A 16,424-nucleotide genomic window follows, 5' to 3' on the forward strand; every position below is an offset into this window, starting at 1 on the left:
GCAAAAAAGAATAGGCGGCGTCGTGTATTTTAAGACAGATGGTAATCAATTATCAGTAAACGGTAATCTGGAAGTGCCGATGAATACCGTCATTCGAGAGGACATTGTCGGCGCTGATGGCAGTGTACATTACAAAGAAACGCACAAGGCACCGTATATTAAGGCTGAACTCAAAGTAGAACACAGTTTTCCAATCCAAAAATTAACCTCTGCTGATGAAATGACCATTACCGCCGAATTAGCTAACGGCATGGTGTACGTATTGTCTGGCGCATGGTTGTCAGGTGAATCTACCTATAACCCACTTGAAGGCACTGTCGAAATGGAGTTTCACGGAGATGAAGGATTTTATCAATGAAATCAATTACACTCAGTAAGCCAATTAAGGTACAGAACAAAGAAGTATCGGTATTGGATATTCAGGAACCTACGTTTGATCAGGTAGAAAAATTTGGTATTCCCTTTAGTTATTCCGAGCGAGGCGATACACGCCTGGATACGCGCTCAGCACTCGCTTATCTTCCTGAGCTGGCTAATATCCCACGCTCTTCAGCGCAACAGTTATCGTTACATGATGTATTTGTCGCCTCGATGACCATCGTGAGTTTTTTTACCAGTGCCCAGAACTTGGATCTCTCAGACGACGATTTTACAACGTTGCCTGGTTCTGGCGCATAAACCCCTTTGAATTACGCCAGCATCCGCTAAGCCAGTTCTTTGATCTGGAAGCGGAGGCTGTTCGCATCAACGAGGAGCGACAGGGTGGCTAATAGTTTTGAGTTAAAAGCAATCATCACTGCCGTCGATAAACTCTCTGCCCCGTTAAAGGGGATGCGGCGTGAAATGAAGTCCTTCAAGAAGGAATTTAGCGCAGGACTGGCAGGGGCTGCTGCATTAGGGGCTGGCGTTGTTACCGCAATGGCTGGCCCTATCAAGCAGGCGATAGACTTTGAGTCGACGATGGCTGATGTCCGCAAGGTGGTTGATTTTGATACGCCTGCGCAGTTTAAACAGATGTCGGAAGATATTCTTAAGCTATCGACAGCATTGCCGATGGCCGCAGATGGCATTGGTCAGATTGTGGCCGCAGGCGGTCAGGCAGGGATAGCGAAAGAAGAATTAATGTCCTTCGCACAATCCGCCGTAAAAATGGGTATCGCCTTTGACCAGACAGCTGAGCAATCTGGGCAGATGATGGCACAGTGGCGTACCGCCTTCCGGTTAACGCAAAATGATGTCGTCTCGCTGGCCGATAAAATCAACTACCTTGGCAATAACGGGCCAGCCAATGCCGCCAAAATCTCTGAAATTGTGACCCGCATTGGCCCGCTGGGTGAAGTGGGCGGTCTCGCCTCCGGTGAGATAGCGGCCCTTGGGGCAACCATTGCCGGAATGGGTGTTGAGTCAGATGTGGCGGCAACCGGCATTAAGAACTTTATGCTGGCGTTAACCAAGGGGAAATCAGCGACAAAATCGCAAAAAATCGCACTACACACCTTAAAAATCAGCCCCAAAAAACTGGCCGCACAGATGCAGAAAGACGCGAAAGGCGCGATGTTGATGGTTTTAAAATCCCTTGAACAATTGCCTAAAAAAGATCAGATGGCATTATTAAATGACTTGTTTGGCTCTGAATCTCTGGGATCAATTGCGCCACTTCTCACCAACCTTAAATTACTGGAAGTTAATTTTGATAGAGTTGCAGACAAACAAAAGTACGGCGGCTCAATGCAGAAGGAATACGCTAGCCGTGCGGCAACCACGGCAAATGCTATCCAACTGTTTAAAAACCAGATGCATGTTGCCAGCGTAAGTATCGGTAGTATTTTTCTACCATCAATTGTTGAAACAACAGAGAAAATTCAGCCGTTGATTGAGCAATTTCGCACCTGGGTAAAAGCCAATCCAGAACTGATTAAATCCTTCGCCAGATGGGGTCTTTATCTGTTGGGCACCGCGACAGCAGTCGGTGTTGTCACCCGTGCTTTCAGGATTTTTAACAGCGTGATGAAAATGTCAAGGCTAGGTAAACTGGTCACGTTAATGGTCATAGGCGGTGGACTTATTGTCGACAACTGGGAAACGATCGGCCCGATTATTAAAGCGGTGTGGCAAGATATTGATGACGTTATTCAGGCAATCGGCGGTTGGGAAACCGTGCTTGCCGGCATTCTCGTTTTTGTGACGACAAAATGGGCTGTCGATATGGTGAAATCGATTCGCAATGTCACCCATGAGATGAAAACATTGGCTAAAAACAGTCCCTCTGGCATCAAGGGCGTACTGGGAAAAGCCGGGCTGATTGGGGGGATATCAATGGGCGTCGAACCGCTTGTCGACAAGGGTCTTAATGCGATGTTTGGCGGTAATGAATGGTTTCAAAATATCCGGACAGCGCGGGATTGGAGCGAGTTTGGTCGTTCAATGATTGGCAACAGTCATTTACTTAAAGATGACAAGGGTAACTGGCAATTTACGGAAGCCCCCAAAAACACCCTGGATTCATTTAGCAAAACTGAGCCCCGAGACGGTGAGGTCAGATTTATCCACGAGTTTCGCACGGGCATATAAAATTCTAGAAATGGCTTCAGAACAATAATTAATCTGTAACTTGCTAAGACGTATAAATTTACTTAAATTACAATAAGTTATTTTTAATTTATGAGATTTTTTCTATTTATATATTATGCTGAATTAAACTTAAAAATAGAACGCTTTTTTATTGGTGCGAAACTCGTGTTATCTTTGAAAACACTCCGCCAGGTATGCATGTCGCCCCCGTTGGTAATGTCCTACCCTGGGTGAGTTTCGATGTCGGCTATAACCGATTTTCCAAGCAGTAAGTAAAAACAAAGGAGAAGTAATATGAGTTTTTTAACAATAGACGTTGATAATTACGACAATGGCGACGCCTACGAACCAACGAAAACGATAGGGATTAATTTTGAGGCTATAGAAGAAATAAAAAAAGGAGGCAAACAATATATTCCATCCAATATACCAAATGGCCCAAATATAAATATTTACCCTGAAGTTAAGTATTTTAAAACAATAAAAGAACGTGATGATTATTTCGAGTATATAGCCAGTAAATTAGAGGTAATTGATTTATCACCAAAAGAAAACCGCAAGGGGTAAAAGCGATGAAATTTGCAAGAATAAAATATCGTGAAGATGACAAAAACGAAGACATTATTATTAACCTATCTAAACTGAGATTTGTAAAAAAGTATTATCCTAACAAGTCAAATCCCAATTCCCCCTTTGAAATTCTGTTTGATGGGATTGGTCTAAAACGAGTTCCTTTCGATAATAAAATAGATGCAGATAATTATTTCAATTATGTAATGGAAAAACTTCGCACCGTTGAACTGAAAAACAAGCCCTGGTAATACAATAACATTTGTTGATTAAAATCACATTTATTTAAATATAGAGGGTTAGATGACGAGCTGGAAAGATAACCTGCGTCCAGCGTCTTTTCGCGGCGTACCGTTTCAGGTAGAAGACGACGAGGGGACGTTCGGACGGCGTGTACAGGTTCACGAATACCCGAATCGGGATAAGCCCTATACCGAAGATCTTGGACGCGCCACCCGGCGATTTACTATCAATGCCTATCTGGTCGGTGATGATTTCTTCGATGTCCGAGATCGGCTCATTGTGGCTATTGATACGCCAGGGCCGGGAACGCTGGTACATCCCTACTACGGTGAAATAGCTGTCTGTATTGACGGTGAAGTGAGAGTCAGCCATAGCGGGCGCGAAGGTCGTATGTGTCGTGTTAGTTTTAGCGTGGTTGAGGCTGGAGAGCTTTCTTTCCCAACAGCCGGTGTTGCGACGGGCCAAACGTTAATTTCTTCCTGTTCAGCACTAAATGATCGCATTGGCGAAGCTTTTGCTCATGTGGGCTTAAAAGGCTTACCGGATTTTGCACAGGCTGGCGTGTTAGCACGGACTAAAAGCATGATTAACAACGTCACCAAAGCCTTTGACACTATTGATAGCGGCATTACTGCCGCGTCAAGGCTATTGCATGGCGATATTTCGGTGATCTTAAAGTCCCGCTCATCCGGTAAAAACCTGGTCGAAGCGATACAGCGGATGTGGCGTGCTGGCAGGCGTACCGCGCAAGATGCTTCTACATTGGCACAGCAAATCAAAACGCTATCGGGTGTCACACTAGGGAATGATTTAGCGCCGCGTGGAGTATGGAAAAGCGACAGGCCAAGCGTACAGTCTGAACGCATTCAGGGTAATGCTATCGCCGCTGTTTTGCGCACGACCGCGATCCATGAAACCGCCTGGCGATTAACACAATTACCGCCGCCGCGTACAGCCCTATTACCGGTTAATCAACGTGCAAAACGTCAGGTACACTTCAATATATCCCATCCCGCATTACACGCGGTTTCTCATACGGCAGGCAGTCACATTGAAGGACTGGCGGCGGTAACGTGGGATGCGTTGGTCACGGTGCGAGAAACGCTGAATCAGGCTATCGAGCACGAACAGGCATTAACGCTTGATGATGCGCTGTTCCTTGCCTTGCAACAGGTGAAAACCGATGCTAACCGGGATATTGCAACACGACTGGCGCAAGTTGAAAAAACGGTAACACGCACGCCCGAGGCAGTGCTACCGGCGCTGGTTCTGGCTGCCAAGTGGTATGACAATGCGGCACGGGAAACCGATATCACCAGCCGGAATGCCGTTAATCATCCAGGCTTTATACCGGTTAAACCCTTGAGAGTACCTGCAAGATGAGTGATTACGTGATATTGCGCGTCAACGGTCGCGAATGGGGGGCTGGACGCGGGTACAGATTTCAGCAGGCATAGAGCGGCTCTCACGCGATTTCAACGTAGAAATCACCCGCCAATGGCCTGGTGGATCAGGAAGCGTACCGTTACAACCCAGAATTAAAAAAGGTGAACTTGTCGAAGTCCTCATCGGTCAGGATAAAGTCCTCACCGGCTGGATTGAAGCCACACCGATACGTTATGACGCTAAAAGTATCCAGGTTGGTATCAGTGGTCGTAGTAAGACAGCAGATTTAATCGACTGTGCGGCGAATACGACGCTTTTTACGGGCAAAACCTTACATCAAATCGCGTCAGAACTGGCAAAACCGTTTAGCATTAAGGTCATTAGCCAAAAGGCCCCAAAAACGCCGCTACAGGCTTTTCAGGCAACAGTACACGAAGTATTAAACAAGGCGCTAGGAAGCCAACAGGCGCTCGCCTGGGATGATGAAGAGGGCAATCTGTTAATTGGTACAGTCGGCAATGATCGTGCGACAACGGCCCTTGTCTGGGGAGAAAATATTCTCACCTGTGATACGGAACAGAGTATCCGTGAACGCTTTTCGGAATATCAGGTTGCGGGTCAACGATCAGGTGATGATGTTGATCACGGTGAAGCCACGCTGACAGCACTCCGCGCCAGAGCCAGAGATAGCCAGATAACGCGCTATCGTCCGCAACATATCCAGCAATCCGGCAATTCAACCGGAGCCAGTTGTCGCGCTCGGAGTCAATTTGAAGCGCAGCAACGGGCAGCCAGAACCGAGGAAACCACTTATACGGTGCAAGGTTGGCGGCAAGGTGACGGCAGTCTGTGGAAACCTAACCAGAGGGTTATTGTTTTTGATCCCGTGCTCTGCTTTAACAATCGGGAACTGGTCATTAGCGAAGTTGTTTATACGCAGGACGAAGGCGGAACACTCTGTGAACTCCGTGTTGCACCGGAAGCCGCCTATATTCCACCACTTGAAGAATTGAACGCACAAGAAGAAACGGATATATAGATGTGCAGCAATATATTATTTTCTGAACACAACATCGACACGTCCAGCGGATACAGCACGACGAGCAGGCCCAACTACAATTTGGACGTCACGTCCAAGTCGAGTCAAGCAATCAAGCATCTTAGATTCACTGATTCCCCGAAACTGCCCACGCAGCATCTTGGATAATTTAGATTGAGGAATACAGAGGACTTCAGCAGCATGTAACTGACTCCATTTTCTACCTTGTATAATTTCACTGATTTTAGTTGCAAGCTGTGCTTTTACCAGCATCTCATCAGAATCAGCTATGCCTAAATCAGCATAAATATTACCACTACCTTCCTCAATTTCTATCATTTTTGTCTCCTTTGAAATGTGATTCAGCTGCTTTTAGTCGTTCCAGAATCAAGTCCATATCTGGTTTTGGTGTTGCAATACCACGTGGTGACTTTTTTTGAAAACAATGAAGTACATAAACTGTATTTTCAAATTTAACGGTGTAGACCGCCCGAAACGTACCAGCAACTGAGTTTTCGACAACTTCAATAACACCTGCTGAGCCGAATCCCTGTAAAGATTTAGCTTGTTGGTGTTTCTTTCCGGCTTGTGCTTGATGCAACGCATAACCGAATGTGTCTTGAACATCACTCGGCATCGTCTTCAAGTCCTTCTTGGATGAACCAAGCCAAAATAATTTTCTTATGTGTAGTTCCATTACTTAATTATACCTATATGGGCATAATTAACAACTTTTAATTTGGAGTAATTCAATAAAAAACGCCCTAGCCATGCTACAGCGCGGCTTGTCGCGCCTGTGGTCGCGGGTATTGGTGCAAAGACTCGACAGTACAAAAGCGTGTCAGACCGTCGATGCTGGCTTATTGGCTGGCGAGGTAAAGCACATGGTGGAATATCTCGAGCCTTACGGCTTTACCTCGACCGCGCATTCTGGCGCAGAAGGTGTCGCGCTATTCGTTTCCGGTGATCGTTCTCACGGGATTGTTATTAACGTGGCTGACCGACGCCATCGATTAAAAAGTCTCAAAAGTGGTGAGGTGGCTATCTATACCGATGAAGGCGATAGCATAGTGCTCAAACGCGGACGGTTGATAGAGGCGACGACAGAGACGTTCATCCTGAATGCCAAAAACAAGGTGGTACTTAATACCGCATTAATTGAAACACCCGGTGAAATCAAGGCGGAGAAATCGATCACGTCTGCTGCCGAGGTGCAAGATAAAGTGGGTTCATTAAGCACGATGAGGAAACAGTACAACGGCCATGCTCATTCAGGCGATAGTGGCGGTATGACCGGCACACCTACTCAAGGTATGAAATAACATGACAGGCGTTCCCATTCAACATGATGACCGATTAAGCCGTGCCGTGATTATCTCGCTGTTCACCTGGCAACGCGCTGAGCCGGATGATGACACAGATACGCCGTTTGGGTGGTGGGGCGATACGTGGCCGACCGTACAAAACGACCGGATTGGCTCTCGATTGCACTTGTTAAAACGCAGCACTTTAACTAACCAGACGGCACAAAAAGCAAAAGAATATATCGCTCAGGCGCTCACATGGATGACAGACGACGGTCTCGCGCTTCGGGTTGATATTGAGGTAGTACGCTCAGGCATCGATAGATTAATGGCAACTGTCATCCTGACGTTACCTGACCATAACATAAAAACCATGACATTCAACAACCTGTGGAGCGTAATCCATGCAAACTAGCGGTTTTTCGCGCCCGACCCTGCCACAACTGATAGACACCATTCGCGGTGATTTGCTCACCCGATTTAATGAAGATAGCGTATTACGCCGCCTCGATGCTGAAGTGTACGCCAGAGTACAGGCCGCCGCTATTCATACCCTATACGGCTATATCGATTATTTAGCGCGTAATATCTTGCCGGATTTGGCGGATGAGGAATGGCTGATTCGTCACGGTAATATCAAACGCTGCCCACGTAAAGGGGCAACCAAAGCGAGCGGATTTGTTCGGTGGGAGGGTGTACAAAATGCCCTATCGATGCCCGCTGACACGGAAATACACCGTGATGATGGTCAAATCTACACCACAACGGCCCCAACAATATCAGCAAGGGGTGTACTTCGCGTGCCCGTCGTTGCAAACAGCAGCGGTCAGGCTGGCAATTGTGAAGATGGTATCGCGTTACGTCTTGCAACCCCGATAACGGGACTGTCGTCTACCTGTTATGCCGATAACATCAGGACGGGAACCGATATTGAAGATTTGGATAGCTGGCGACAACGCATCATGGCGCGCTGGTACGATACACCACAAGGGGGTGGGGATAGTGATTATGTTCGCTGGGCGAAAGAAGTTTTAGGCATAAGTCGTGCATGGACACATCGACATAAGAACGGTATCGGCACGGTTGGGGTGATGGTTGCCAGTGATGATGTAGACCATCCTGCCCCCACACAGGAAATCTTAACCAAAGTCAGAGAGCATATCTTACCCCTTGCTCCTGTTGCCGGAAGTGGCTTAACTATTTTCCCCGTTACAGCAAAAACCGTTGCTATTTCGATAGCCTTATCAACGGATACGCCAGAAATACGGGCAGCGGTTATCGCAGATAATCAAAGCCTCCTTACAGCGAGAAGGCAAGCCTGGCAGCAAGCTTTTTCTTTCAAGATTCGCTGAAGCCATCAGCCTTGCAGCAGGTGAGGTCGCCCATCGTCTTATTGCGCCAACGGTAGATATTGAATTAGCCCAGACGGAAGTGCCGGTATTGGGTGAGGTCACGTGGGCAAAATATTAAGGAGTGAGCATCATGACAAATCTGGACGACGAATATACGCAATTGTTGCGAACGTTATTACCGCCTGGCCCCGCATGGGATGAAGAAGATCCGCTCATTAAAGGGCTAGCCCCTTCACTGGCACAAGCCCATCAACATGCTGATAGCCTGATGATTGAAATTAACCCGGCCCAATCGGTTGAATTAATTAACCGTTACGAAAAATTATGCGGACTGCCGGATAAATGCCTCGCTAATAGAGCGCAAACGCTAGAAGAAAGGCAACAAGTGCTTGATGCCAAAGTGAATAATGTGGGCGGTATTAATGCGGCTTTTTTCAAAAAGCAGTTGGAAATATTGGGCTATCCAACAGCAACAATAGAACAATTTCAACATCTTGATAGTACGCCAGATCTGACTTGGGACGATAAGTGGCGCTATTACTGGCGGGTGAATATTCCTGCTGAAGCGAATGTACGCTGGATTAGCTGTACCAGTGCTTGCAATGAGTCGATTAGGACGTGGGGAGATAGCGCCGTGGAATGTGTTATTGAGCGCCTGTGTCCTTCACATACCCAAGTACTTTTTGCCTACATTAAAGGAGAAAATGATGCATCGAATTGATACCTCTACCGCCCAAAAAGATAAATTCGGGCAGGGAAAAAACGGGTTTACCAACGGCGATCCGACTACGGGAACACCGTCAACAAAATTGAATAGTGATCTTTATGATGCACTACAAGAGGAAGTGTGTACCGTTATTGAACGCTCAGGTATTCGTCTTAATAAAAGCCAGCATGACCAGCTTTATCAGGCTGTCAAAAAATTGTCTGAGACAGAGGCGAATAAAGCAAAACTCGCGTTAGTTGATGGTGCGACAGTAGATTTGAACACGTTAAATAAGCTTGCAAAAGCGCTTGGTAATGATGCGAAATTTTCGGAAACAGTGATTAATTTATTAAATCAAAAATTAGCAAAAAATCAAAATGGGGCTGACATCCCAGACAAGAATCTTTTTCTGAAAAACATTGGTTTGTTGGAAATGATAGATTGTGCAAAAAACGCACTGGATAAACGAACCGGCGGAACCGTCAATGGCGGTGTCACTCTCGGTCAAAATTTAACCATCTCATGGGGCGGCAGAACCGCAACCTTTCACGAAAACGGTGATGTGACAGGACCCGTTTGGGGTGGGACTTTAGGCGGCTGGGTGGATAACAAAGTCAATGGCCGCGCTACTTGGGATTATGTCAATACTACGTTCGTAAAAGATATTCGATTGGGGCATATGCAGGAGGTTCAGGTATGGAAGGGGCCAGGCTATCGTGAGGAACCTCATTATGTAATAACCGGCGTGTATAACGGAAACGTTGATGCCTATGTGGATTATGTTCAGCGCCGTCTCATACAAAAAAACGTTAACGGTGAATGGATAAATGTGTGGTTTATGTGATGAAAAATATTAAAAATTTCAAACGCTATCACCGTGATGCTGTTGATAAAAAATGGCTAGAACACGCTGTTGGGGCGATTTTCCTTATCTCGGAAGATGGTCAGGACTAGTATGCGTGCCAGAAAAGCTTTAAGCCCGATACGATGAAAGTCGAGTATGAAGCCGACGGAGTTATACGCTCGATGGGCTACGATATCAGCGGTTTCTGTCCCGAAGGATGCAGCATAGCAGAAGTATCAGAATGGCCTAAAGAGATGGCCCCTAACCGAAAATGGTGTTTTATCGATGGTGAGGTTGTTCCACGCATTTATACAGCAGATGAAATCAGGGAGCAAGCGACCCATAAACGAGACTATCTGCTTGAGCAGGCAGCAAAAATTATAGCGCCGTTGCAGGATGCGGTAGACCTTGACATGGCTTCAGAAGCCGAAAAAGCGGCACTGCTGGTCTGGAAAAAATACCGTGTGCTGCTAAACCGTGTCGATATCAGCAAAAGGCCGGACATTGCGTGGCCGGAATCACCACAGAAACCAGAGTAAAGTTGAATATCAGGCTGACCTGACAATGTAGTTAAACGCGACATTTCGCGGCCTTGTTTCTGAAGCGGTTCTCAAACCAGACTGAAAACTGGCTGAGCAATCAACAGCGAATACGCCGCTGGTTCCTCCATTAATGCTACTACTGACCATTCTTCTTCCCATTTTGAAAATCCCACTGGCTGATGATTGACCGACAAACTGAATGCCGGTTATGTTTCCAGTGAAATTTTGAAGGGTATCACTTTGTACGCTTAATATTTCGCGTCCGTTATCCACTTTTCGTCCTGTATCCCAGCCCCGAATAAATTCGCCACGTAAATCAGGGAGCTTTCCCGACGGGTAAGCCAGCGCTAAAAGTGGACACTGTTTTTTATCGAAGCGCTCACCGTTACAGATACGCCAACCTACCGGCGGTTTTTCAGTAGGCCAAGGCAGAGGAACACCGACAGGGATTTCGACACGCAATACTTCGGGACTAACAGCATGAACATCGGTTGCGGTTAGATGCACATCCTGAGTCAGCGTTTTGCCGTTAATTTTACGCTGATTGGGTGTTGCATTTTTTGCACAATCTATCATTTCCAACAAACCAAGGTTTTTTAAAACCGAGAAATTAGGTAAAATTTAGATAATAACCAGCGATTACAAGGCTTACAGAAGGGTAGAAAATGGCAAAAATTGGCTACATGAGGGTGTCAAAAAATGACCAAAACACCGATTTACAGCAAAAATCCTTGATTTGCTCAAATTGTGAGCAGATTTTTGAGGATAAAATCAGCGGAAAAACAGACCAGAGACCCGGATTAAAACGCGCGCTAAATAGCTTAAAAACGGGCGATACGTTAGTTGTTTGGAAACTCGATAGACTGGGGCGTAGCATCAAACATTTAATCGGCTTAATCTCTGAACTGGAAGATAAAGGCATTCATTTTCATAGCTTGACGGATGCCATTGATACTTCTACGTCCGCAGGCCGTTTTTTCTTTCATGTGATGAGTGCGTTAGCACAGATGGAGAGGGAACTGATTGTTGAGCGTACTAAGGCCGGTTTAGCCGCAGCAAGAAGCAGAGGACGTATCGGCGGTAGACCTTGCTCGTTATCTTCTGCACAGCAAGAGCAGGCTAAAAAATTACTTGAGTCCGGCAATAGTAGAAAACAACTTGCATTACTGTATGGCGTTTCATTGGCTAGCATCTACAAATATTTTCCAGTTAATCGATAGAGTGTTATCGCGCTCAGAACTAAATTTTGACTTCGAGTAGGCATCAGGAATCGATTTTAAGGCACCTAGAACGCTCTGTACGTTGTTTTCTTGATATAGGTAAAATGGTAGCACTTTTGAATTTGAATGCCGCAGAAAGTCTTACAGGCGGTTTTAGTATTAATCGATTTAAACCAGTTTAATGATAGCTGTTGCAACCCCGACAATCGCAACCATAACACTAGCCATTTTAATGATTAACTTGTTTGATATACTTTCAATATCTTTTTGCAACAGGGCCATCTTTGCATCAGTTTTATCAGCACGAGCCGCCGCTTCCTTCCTTGCATCAGCTATTTGTGTTTCAACTTTATCAAAGCGATGCTCCATGTCTTTACGGACATCAGCGATTTCGGCGGATAAATCCTTTCGGACATCCTCTAAATCGCGCTTGGTAGCGACATCGGCCACTTCATGAGACTTGCGAACAGCGATAGAGATCGCTCTGGCCTGATCTTTCGGCAACCCTGCGTTTTCTAGTGTTTCAACGAATTCTTGTGTGTCAAATGCAACTTGGCCCATAAGTGATGTTCCTCATTTTTTGTTAATTGTAACTGATTTTCTTAAGCAATACAAAGCTGTGGGTTGGAGCGGTGAGCGGTGAGCCGTGCGAACAGCGACTGCTGTTGACCTTAAGGCGCTTGCGCCGCCCTGCTAAGTGGGTTTTGGTTTTAACAGGCTGTTCAGCGATACGGATGTTAAGGGTCGAAGACGAAAGGACGTTACAGCGCGTATAGCGCTGTAAGCGATTCTGGGGGGCGGGGTTGTTTGTGGGATGTTTTGACAGAAAAAACGCCTTACAGCGCTTTACAGGCCGCTTAAATTCGATTTTTAGCTAAGATTTCCAGATAGTCATTTCATTTTAACCCCCACCGCTCGCCGCAAGCCAAGATTAGCGAGCAAAGCGAGTCTGTCTTGGCGAGGAAGCGGAAGAGCATCAGATGTCACATTTAGCACGTTCACACCAAACTCTCCTGTGTCGATCGCCAAGAAAAGTTATCCACAGATAAGCCTCGCGCGCGCGTAGTTAAATATAATTATGTATAAGTTAAAATAGTTAAAGGCCGAAAAACAGGTTATAAGCATTTGATTATAATAATAAAAAAATCGTGCTTGTCCGTAAATCACGATAGTTTGTCCGTAAATCAAGAACCAAAAACAACGTTATCCACAGATTTTTTTATGATTTTCTTGTGTTGTCCGTAAATCACGCTATAATGTCCGTAAATCCGAATGAATTAAGTTATTGATATTTATAATTATTATTACCTTTATGACCTTAATTTTAAGAAAATAGGAACATTCAATTTGAAGACATTACGCCCACATAAACATAAAGAATTGGAATTTTTTATTGCTGACGAGGTTGATGTTTTAACTTTTCGTGATGAATTAGCCAGTATGGAGCATCCATTTTTTGCGTTGAAAGGTGGAGATATTAAGATACGAAAATATAACAATGGAAATGTTACTGTAATAGTAAAACCAAATGCTGATGGATTGGCAACGGTCTTTGATAAAGATATTTGAATTTATGCTATTTCTAAGTTACAAGAAGCAATTAATATTAATCAACCGATTAGTCGGACGATAGCTTTTACGCCTTACGATTTTTTTGTCACTACTAACCGTAATAAAAGTGGGCGATCTTATCTTGAATTAGAGAAGGCGCTTTCTCGCCTAAAAGGTACAACGATTAAGACAAATATTGTTTATTCAGAAGATGAACAGGAAACAATGGAATTTGGATTAATCGATAGCTGGCGTATTGTTGAAAAACAAAAAGGTAAACTTGAAATTGGAATGGTTGAAGTGACTTTACCAGATTGGCTTTATCAAGCGATAACTAAAACTAAAGTGTTAAAAATTAGCCCTGACTATTTTCGCATACGAAAAGCTATTGATAGACGATTGTACGAAATTGCTCGTAAGCATTGTGGTAATCAAGCTGAATTTACTATCTGTCTTGAAAAGCTTCATGAGAAAACAGGGTCATCTAGGGAGATTAGAAAATTTAAATTTGATATCAAGCAACTGACTAAAATTAATGATCTTCCAGATTATGAAATCTTCCTAGATGCTTCTACAGATAAAGTAACTTTCAAAAACCGCAATCAAAATACTCCTCAAGCAGAAGCTTCACGCAAAAGAGAAAAAGGTAAGAAAGAGGTGTATAAGCTTAAAAAAACATTGTTAAATAAATTAATTTCTTAAAAAATAATTAATTGATTGATTTTAAATCAGATATCTTGATATTAAGATAGTTAGATAACTTGATATCATTTTAAATCTAAATACTCTCTTAATAGTTTTTCTACTATTTCTGTTTCTGTGATCCTAATTCCTGTATTTGCTTGAGATTGAGCAATATAAAGCTTAAGAGCATTTGAAACTTCAACTGATAACCGAAATATCTTTTGTTGTGTTAATTTTTTTTCTGAAAATTTACCTTTATGTTTAAATGTGTAATCTTTTTCAGCTATATCAGCCGCACCCCCATTCAGAAAATTTTCAGGATCTTTAAACAGCTTTAAATCCGGTTTTTTTTTCATTTTTCAACCTCCACGAAAAATGATTCAATATCCTTTATCGCTGCGCTATCTTTTCCGAATTCAAAGACTGTTGCTCCCTCTCCGATTGCTCGACGAAAAGCTACACGCTCACAAACATAACTTTTAAGTACCGCAATGTTTTGCTCAGTTAAAAATTCTAACATCTCTTTTGTATCTTTCGTTCTTGGATCTACACGACTCAGTAACACTCGCACGTCTAAATTAGGATTATAATCTTTCGCTAATTCTAAAATTTCTAACATATCTGCCATCGCTGCTGCATCTAGATTAGAAACCCCAATAGGTATAATTGCTTTATTAGCTAGCAGTAAGGAAGAGCGTAATCCCGAAGCGTCACGCCACCAACATCAACAACGGTATGATCAAAATTCAAAGCTAGTGCTTTTCCTTCATTAAGTATGGCTTTTCCTGTAAGGCAAGTGGTTGTTGGGCTAGGCGTATAGTTCTGGTTATCTCTACGCCAAGCTGCCCAACTAGCGGCGCTTGCTTGTGGATCACCATCAATAAGCAGAACTTTACCGTTTCGGGATAGCATTGTAGCTAAATGAACTGCGGTAGTTGTTTTTCCAACACCACCTTTTATATTAACTACAGCATAAATCATAAGAACCTCTACCTTAGCTATCTTTATATAAAGATAGCACTATATCAAGATAGAGAGAAGATATCAAGATATAATGATAATGTGATATCTTGATATATTATAACTAGCTGTAATGAATAGCTATATGAGGCGAAAAACTCCCTTTTAGTTAGATAACTATTATTTCACTCACCATCCAAAAATCATGTAGTGCTAACATCCATTCACCTTCGTATGGAAGGATTTTCTTTGATCCTTCTTCTCCGAAATTTCTGAGCCACTGAGAGAAAAAGCCGGTTCGATTTGCCCGGGTCCTGGCTTTACCTTATTGGTCATCAGCCAGAGTGTATATTTTTCAAAAAGACTCGTATTTGTAATTTGGAGTATAGGTTGAAGACCTGGCTCCGCGTGTCCTCCTTCATAATTTTTTAACGAACTTAATGCTATCCCGTTAATTTTACAGAATGTTATCTGTGTTAACCCCTCTGCTTTTCTGATGGCTTTAATCTTTTGAGACATTTTCATTTGACAAGGTTCCATATGATAGACTATATTCTCATTAAAGGTCTGCGTTATAGAACCTTTATTGATCTGCAAGTGCCTCTAAGACCAGACAAACTGGATAAATAGTGGCCAATGCACCCAGAGTTAAGCATAACAGATGTCAAGCTCTATTTTGAGACTTAAAGGACTTAGAGCTACTTAGAAGTACCCAGAAGCACTTTGAAGGATATGAGGCAGCAATGACTAAAAGCGATTACGAGGTTAAATATCCGCTTGACGCAGTCAGCATTGAAAAGTTTTCTGAGCTACTCGGAAAGCCAGAAACCGCTGTAAGGAGAATGATACACGAGTTTCGCACCAATAAAAAAACGCTCTATTTTTAAGTTTAATTCAGCATAATATATAAATAGAAAAAATCTCATAAATTAAAAATAAATTATTGTAATTTAAGTAAATTTATACGTCTTAGCAAGTTACAGATTAATTACTGTTCTGAAGCCATTTCTAGAATTTTATATGCCCGTGCGAAACTCGTGTGATAGCCAGCAACAAATTGCCAGTTGTTGAGTTAATCGATCCTGAAACAGCTGCGGCGCGTGTTGGTGAACGCTGGGGAGTCATCTCAGAATTTAATCGCAGAGTCCTTGAAGCTTATTACAACCGTCCCGCAGAAGAACGTGATGCTTGGCTTAAATGGCTTGGGTTGAATGACCAAGCAAAAAGTCTGAACGAAAGCTCATAGCCAGCGTTTGCTGCGGAACTGCTCTTTAACAATACGGTATCAGTAAACAAAATCTGTGAAACGGATGGCAGGGAAGTTGCGCCTGTAATTTGCTGATAGCTGAGCATGAAGTTTATGTGAAGCGAAGTTGAGCCTACTTTACGTAGGGACTTTCCGATCGGGGTACGCTGACGCTAGCGTACACAAACACCAAATAACCAATAGGT

The 16,424-nt window shown here is 43.8% G+C and carries 18 protein-coding genes and 7 pseudogenes; 17 read left to right on the plus strand and 8 right to left on the minus strand.

What is annotated here, in order from left to right:
- Window positions 1–10 precede the first annotated feature (10 nt).
- The 7 genes and pseudogenes from V3224_RS20375 (at window position 11) to V3224_RS20405 (ending at window position 5,809) form a co-directional block, all read left to right on the plus strand.
- Window positions 11–358, plus strand: a complete 348-nt coding sequence (locus V3224_RS20375; RefSeq protein WP_334472766.1) for a phage tail tube protein — start codon at window positions 11–13, stop codon at window positions 356–358.
- Entirely contained in the window at window positions 355–678 is a 324-nt protein-coding gene (locus tag V3224_RS20380; RefSeq protein WP_334469490.1) for a phage tail assembly protein, read from the plus strand. The genes V3224_RS20375 and V3224_RS20380 overlap by 4 nt, the downstream gene beginning before the upstream one ends.
- Window positions 679–762: 84 nt before the next feature.
- On the plus strand, window positions 763–2,571 hold the full coding sequence (locus V3224_RS20385; protein WP_334472420.1) for a phage tail tape measure protein: 1,809 nt from the start codon (window positions 763–765) through the stop codon (window positions 2,569–2,571).
- A 294-nt stretch (window positions 2,572–2,865) separates the two neighbouring features.
- Entirely contained in the window at window positions 2,866–3,138 is a 273-nt protein-coding gene (locus V3224_RS20390; RefSeq protein ID WP_334469485.1) for a hypothetical protein, read from the plus strand.
- A 5-nt stretch (window positions 3,139–3,143) separates the two neighbouring features.
- Window positions 3,144–3,392: a hypothetical protein gene (locus V3224_RS20395; RefSeq protein WP_334472421.1), complete on the plus strand. Its 249-nt coding sequence runs from the start codon at window positions 3,144–3,146 to the stop codon at window positions 3,390–3,392.
- 52 nt (window positions 3,393–3,444) lie between these two features.
- Window positions 3,445–4,767, plus strand: a complete 1,323-nt coding sequence (locus V3224_RS20400) for a DNA circularization protein (RefSeq protein WP_334472422.1) — start codon at window positions 3,445–3,447, stop codon at window positions 4,765–4,767.
- Window positions 4,764–5,809 (plus strand): annotated as a pseudogene (locus V3224_RS20405) (phage baseplate assembly protein). The gene V3224_RS20400 and the pseudogene V3224_RS20405 overlap by 4 nt, the downstream one beginning before the upstream one ends.
- A 15-nt stretch (window positions 5,810–5,824) precedes the next feature.
- Here V3224_RS20405 and V3224_RS20410 read toward each other — a convergent pair.
- Complete coding sequence (locus tag V3224_RS20410) at window positions 5,825–6,148, minus strand: helix-turn-helix domain-containing protein (protein ID WP_334472423.1); 324 nt, start codon at window positions 6,146–6,148, stop codon at window positions 5,825–5,827.
- Window positions 6,135–6,506: a type II toxin-antitoxin system RelE/ParE family toxin gene (locus V3224_RS20415; protein ID WP_334472424.1), complete on the minus strand. Its 372-nt coding sequence runs from the start codon at window positions 6,504–6,506 to the stop codon at window positions 6,135–6,137. Before V3224_RS20415 ends, V3224_RS20410 begins: the two co-directional genes overlap by 14 nt.
- Before the next feature lie 73 nt (window positions 6,507–6,579).
- Between V3224_RS20415 and V3224_RS20420 the strand changes: the two genes are divergently transcribed.
- From V3224_RS20420 to V3224_RS20445, 6 genes and pseudogenes are all read left to right on the plus strand, one after another.
- Entirely contained in the window at window positions 6,580–7,131 is a 552-nt protein-coding gene (locus V3224_RS20420) for a phage baseplate assembly protein V (RefSeq protein ID WP_334472425.1), read from the plus strand.
- A 1-nt stretch (window position 7,132) separates the two neighbouring features.
- Window positions 7,133–7,528, plus strand: coding sequence for a phage GP46 family protein (locus V3224_RS20425; RefSeq protein ID WP_334472426.1), 396 nt, complete (start codon window positions 7,133–7,135; stop codon window positions 7,526–7,528).
- Window positions 7,518–8,583, plus strand: a pseudogene (locus V3224_RS20430) (baseplate J/gp47 family protein). Before V3224_RS20425 ends, V3224_RS20430 begins: the two are co-directional and overlap by 11 nt.
- 12 nt (window positions 8,584–8,595) lie before the next feature.
- Window positions 8,596–9,186: a YmfQ family protein gene (locus V3224_RS20435; RefSeq protein ID WP_334470401.1), complete on the plus strand. Its 591-nt coding sequence runs from the start codon at window positions 8,596–8,598 to the stop codon at window positions 9,184–9,186.
- Window positions 9,173–9,403: pseudogene (locus tag V3224_RS30225) on the plus strand (hypothetical protein); the annotation flags it as partial. The gene V3224_RS20435 and the pseudogene V3224_RS30225, both read left to right, overlap by 14 nt.
- A gap of 740 nt (window positions 9,404–10,143) precedes the next feature.
- A pseudogene (locus V3224_RS20445) lies at window positions 10,144–10,554 on the plus strand (tail fiber assembly protein); the annotation flags it as partial.
- Between the two features lie 236 nt (window positions 10,555–10,790).
- On the opposite strand, the pseudogene V3224_RS30230 reads toward V3224_RS20445, so the two are convergent.
- Window positions 10,791–11,007 (minus strand): annotated as a pseudogene (locus V3224_RS30230) (phage tail protein); the annotation flags it as partial.
- A 215-nt stretch (window positions 11,008–11,222) separates the two neighbouring features.
- Between V3224_RS30230 and V3224_RS20455 the strand changes: the two are divergent.
- Window positions 11,223–11,777 carry a recombinase family protein gene (locus V3224_RS20455; RefSeq protein ID WP_334472387.1) on the plus strand — a complete coding sequence of 185 codons (555 nt, stop codon included), beginning with the start codon at window positions 11,223–11,225 and terminating at the stop codon, window positions 11,775–11,777.
- Window positions 11,778–11,945: 168 nt separating this feature from the next.
- On the opposite strand, the gene V3224_RS20460 is transcribed toward V3224_RS20455, so the two are convergent.
- Window positions 11,946–12,338, minus strand: coding sequence for a hypothetical protein (locus V3224_RS20460; RefSeq protein ID WP_334472386.1), 393 nt, complete (start codon window positions 12,336–12,338; stop codon window positions 11,946–11,948).
- 819 nt (window positions 12,339–13,157) lie between these two features.
- On the opposite strand from V3224_RS20460, the pseudogene V3224_RS20465 reads away from it, so the two are divergent.
- Window positions 13,158–14,030 (plus strand): annotated as a pseudogene (locus tag V3224_RS20465) (replication initiator protein A).
- A gap of 65 nt (window positions 14,031–14,095) precedes the next feature.
- Here V3224_RS20465 and V3224_RS20470 read toward each other — a convergent pair.
- The 4 genes from V3224_RS20470 to V3224_RS20485 all read right to left on the minus strand — a co-directional run bounded on the left by V3224_RS20470 (window position 14,096) and on the right by V3224_RS20485 (window position 15,497).
- Window positions 14,096–14,368 (minus strand): hypothetical protein, encoded by a 273-nt coding sequence (locus V3224_RS20470; RefSeq protein WP_334472385.1) that lies wholly within the window; start codon window positions 14,366–14,368, stop codon window positions 14,096–14,098.
- A complete protein-coding gene (locus V3224_RS20475; RefSeq protein ID WP_334472384.1) occupies window positions 14,365–14,640 on the minus strand; it encodes a ParA family protein in 276 nt (91 codons plus the stop codon). Before V3224_RS20475 ends, V3224_RS20470 begins: the two co-directional genes overlap by 4 nt.
- Before the next feature lie 50 nt (window positions 14,641–14,690).
- Complete coding sequence (locus tag V3224_RS20480) at window positions 14,691–14,993, minus strand: nucleotide-binding protein (protein ID WP_334472383.1); 303 nt, start codon at window positions 14,991–14,993, stop codon at window positions 14,691–14,693.
- A 192-nt stretch (window positions 14,994–15,185) separates the two neighbouring features.
- Window positions 15,186–15,497: a helix-turn-helix domain-containing protein gene (locus V3224_RS20485; RefSeq protein ID WP_334472382.1), complete on the minus strand. Its 312-nt coding sequence runs from the start codon at window positions 15,495–15,497 to the stop codon at window positions 15,186–15,188.
- Window positions 15,498–15,715: 218 nt separating this feature from the next.
- Between V3224_RS20485 and V3224_RS20490 the strand changes: the two genes are divergently transcribed.
- Both V3224_RS20490 and V3224_RS20495 read left to right on the plus strand, forming a co-directional pair.
- Window positions 15,716–15,859 carry a hypothetical protein gene (locus tag V3224_RS20490; protein WP_442890761.1) on the plus strand — a complete coding sequence of 48 codons (144 nt, stop codon included), beginning with the start codon at window positions 15,716–15,718 and terminating at the stop codon, window positions 15,857–15,859.
- Window positions 15,860–16,011: 152 nt separating this feature from the next.
- Window positions 16,012–16,218: pseudogene (locus V3224_RS20495) on the plus strand (Cox family DNA-binding protein); the annotation flags it as partial.
- Window positions 16,219–16,424: the final 206 nt, after the last annotated feature.

Origin of the sequence: Arsenophonus sp. PmNCSU2021_1, assembly GCF_036919435.1 — a bacterium.
Taxonomy (GTDB): Bacteria; Pseudomonadota; Gammaproteobacteria; order Enterobacterales; family Enterobacteriaceae; genus Arsenophonus; species Arsenophonus nilaparvatae.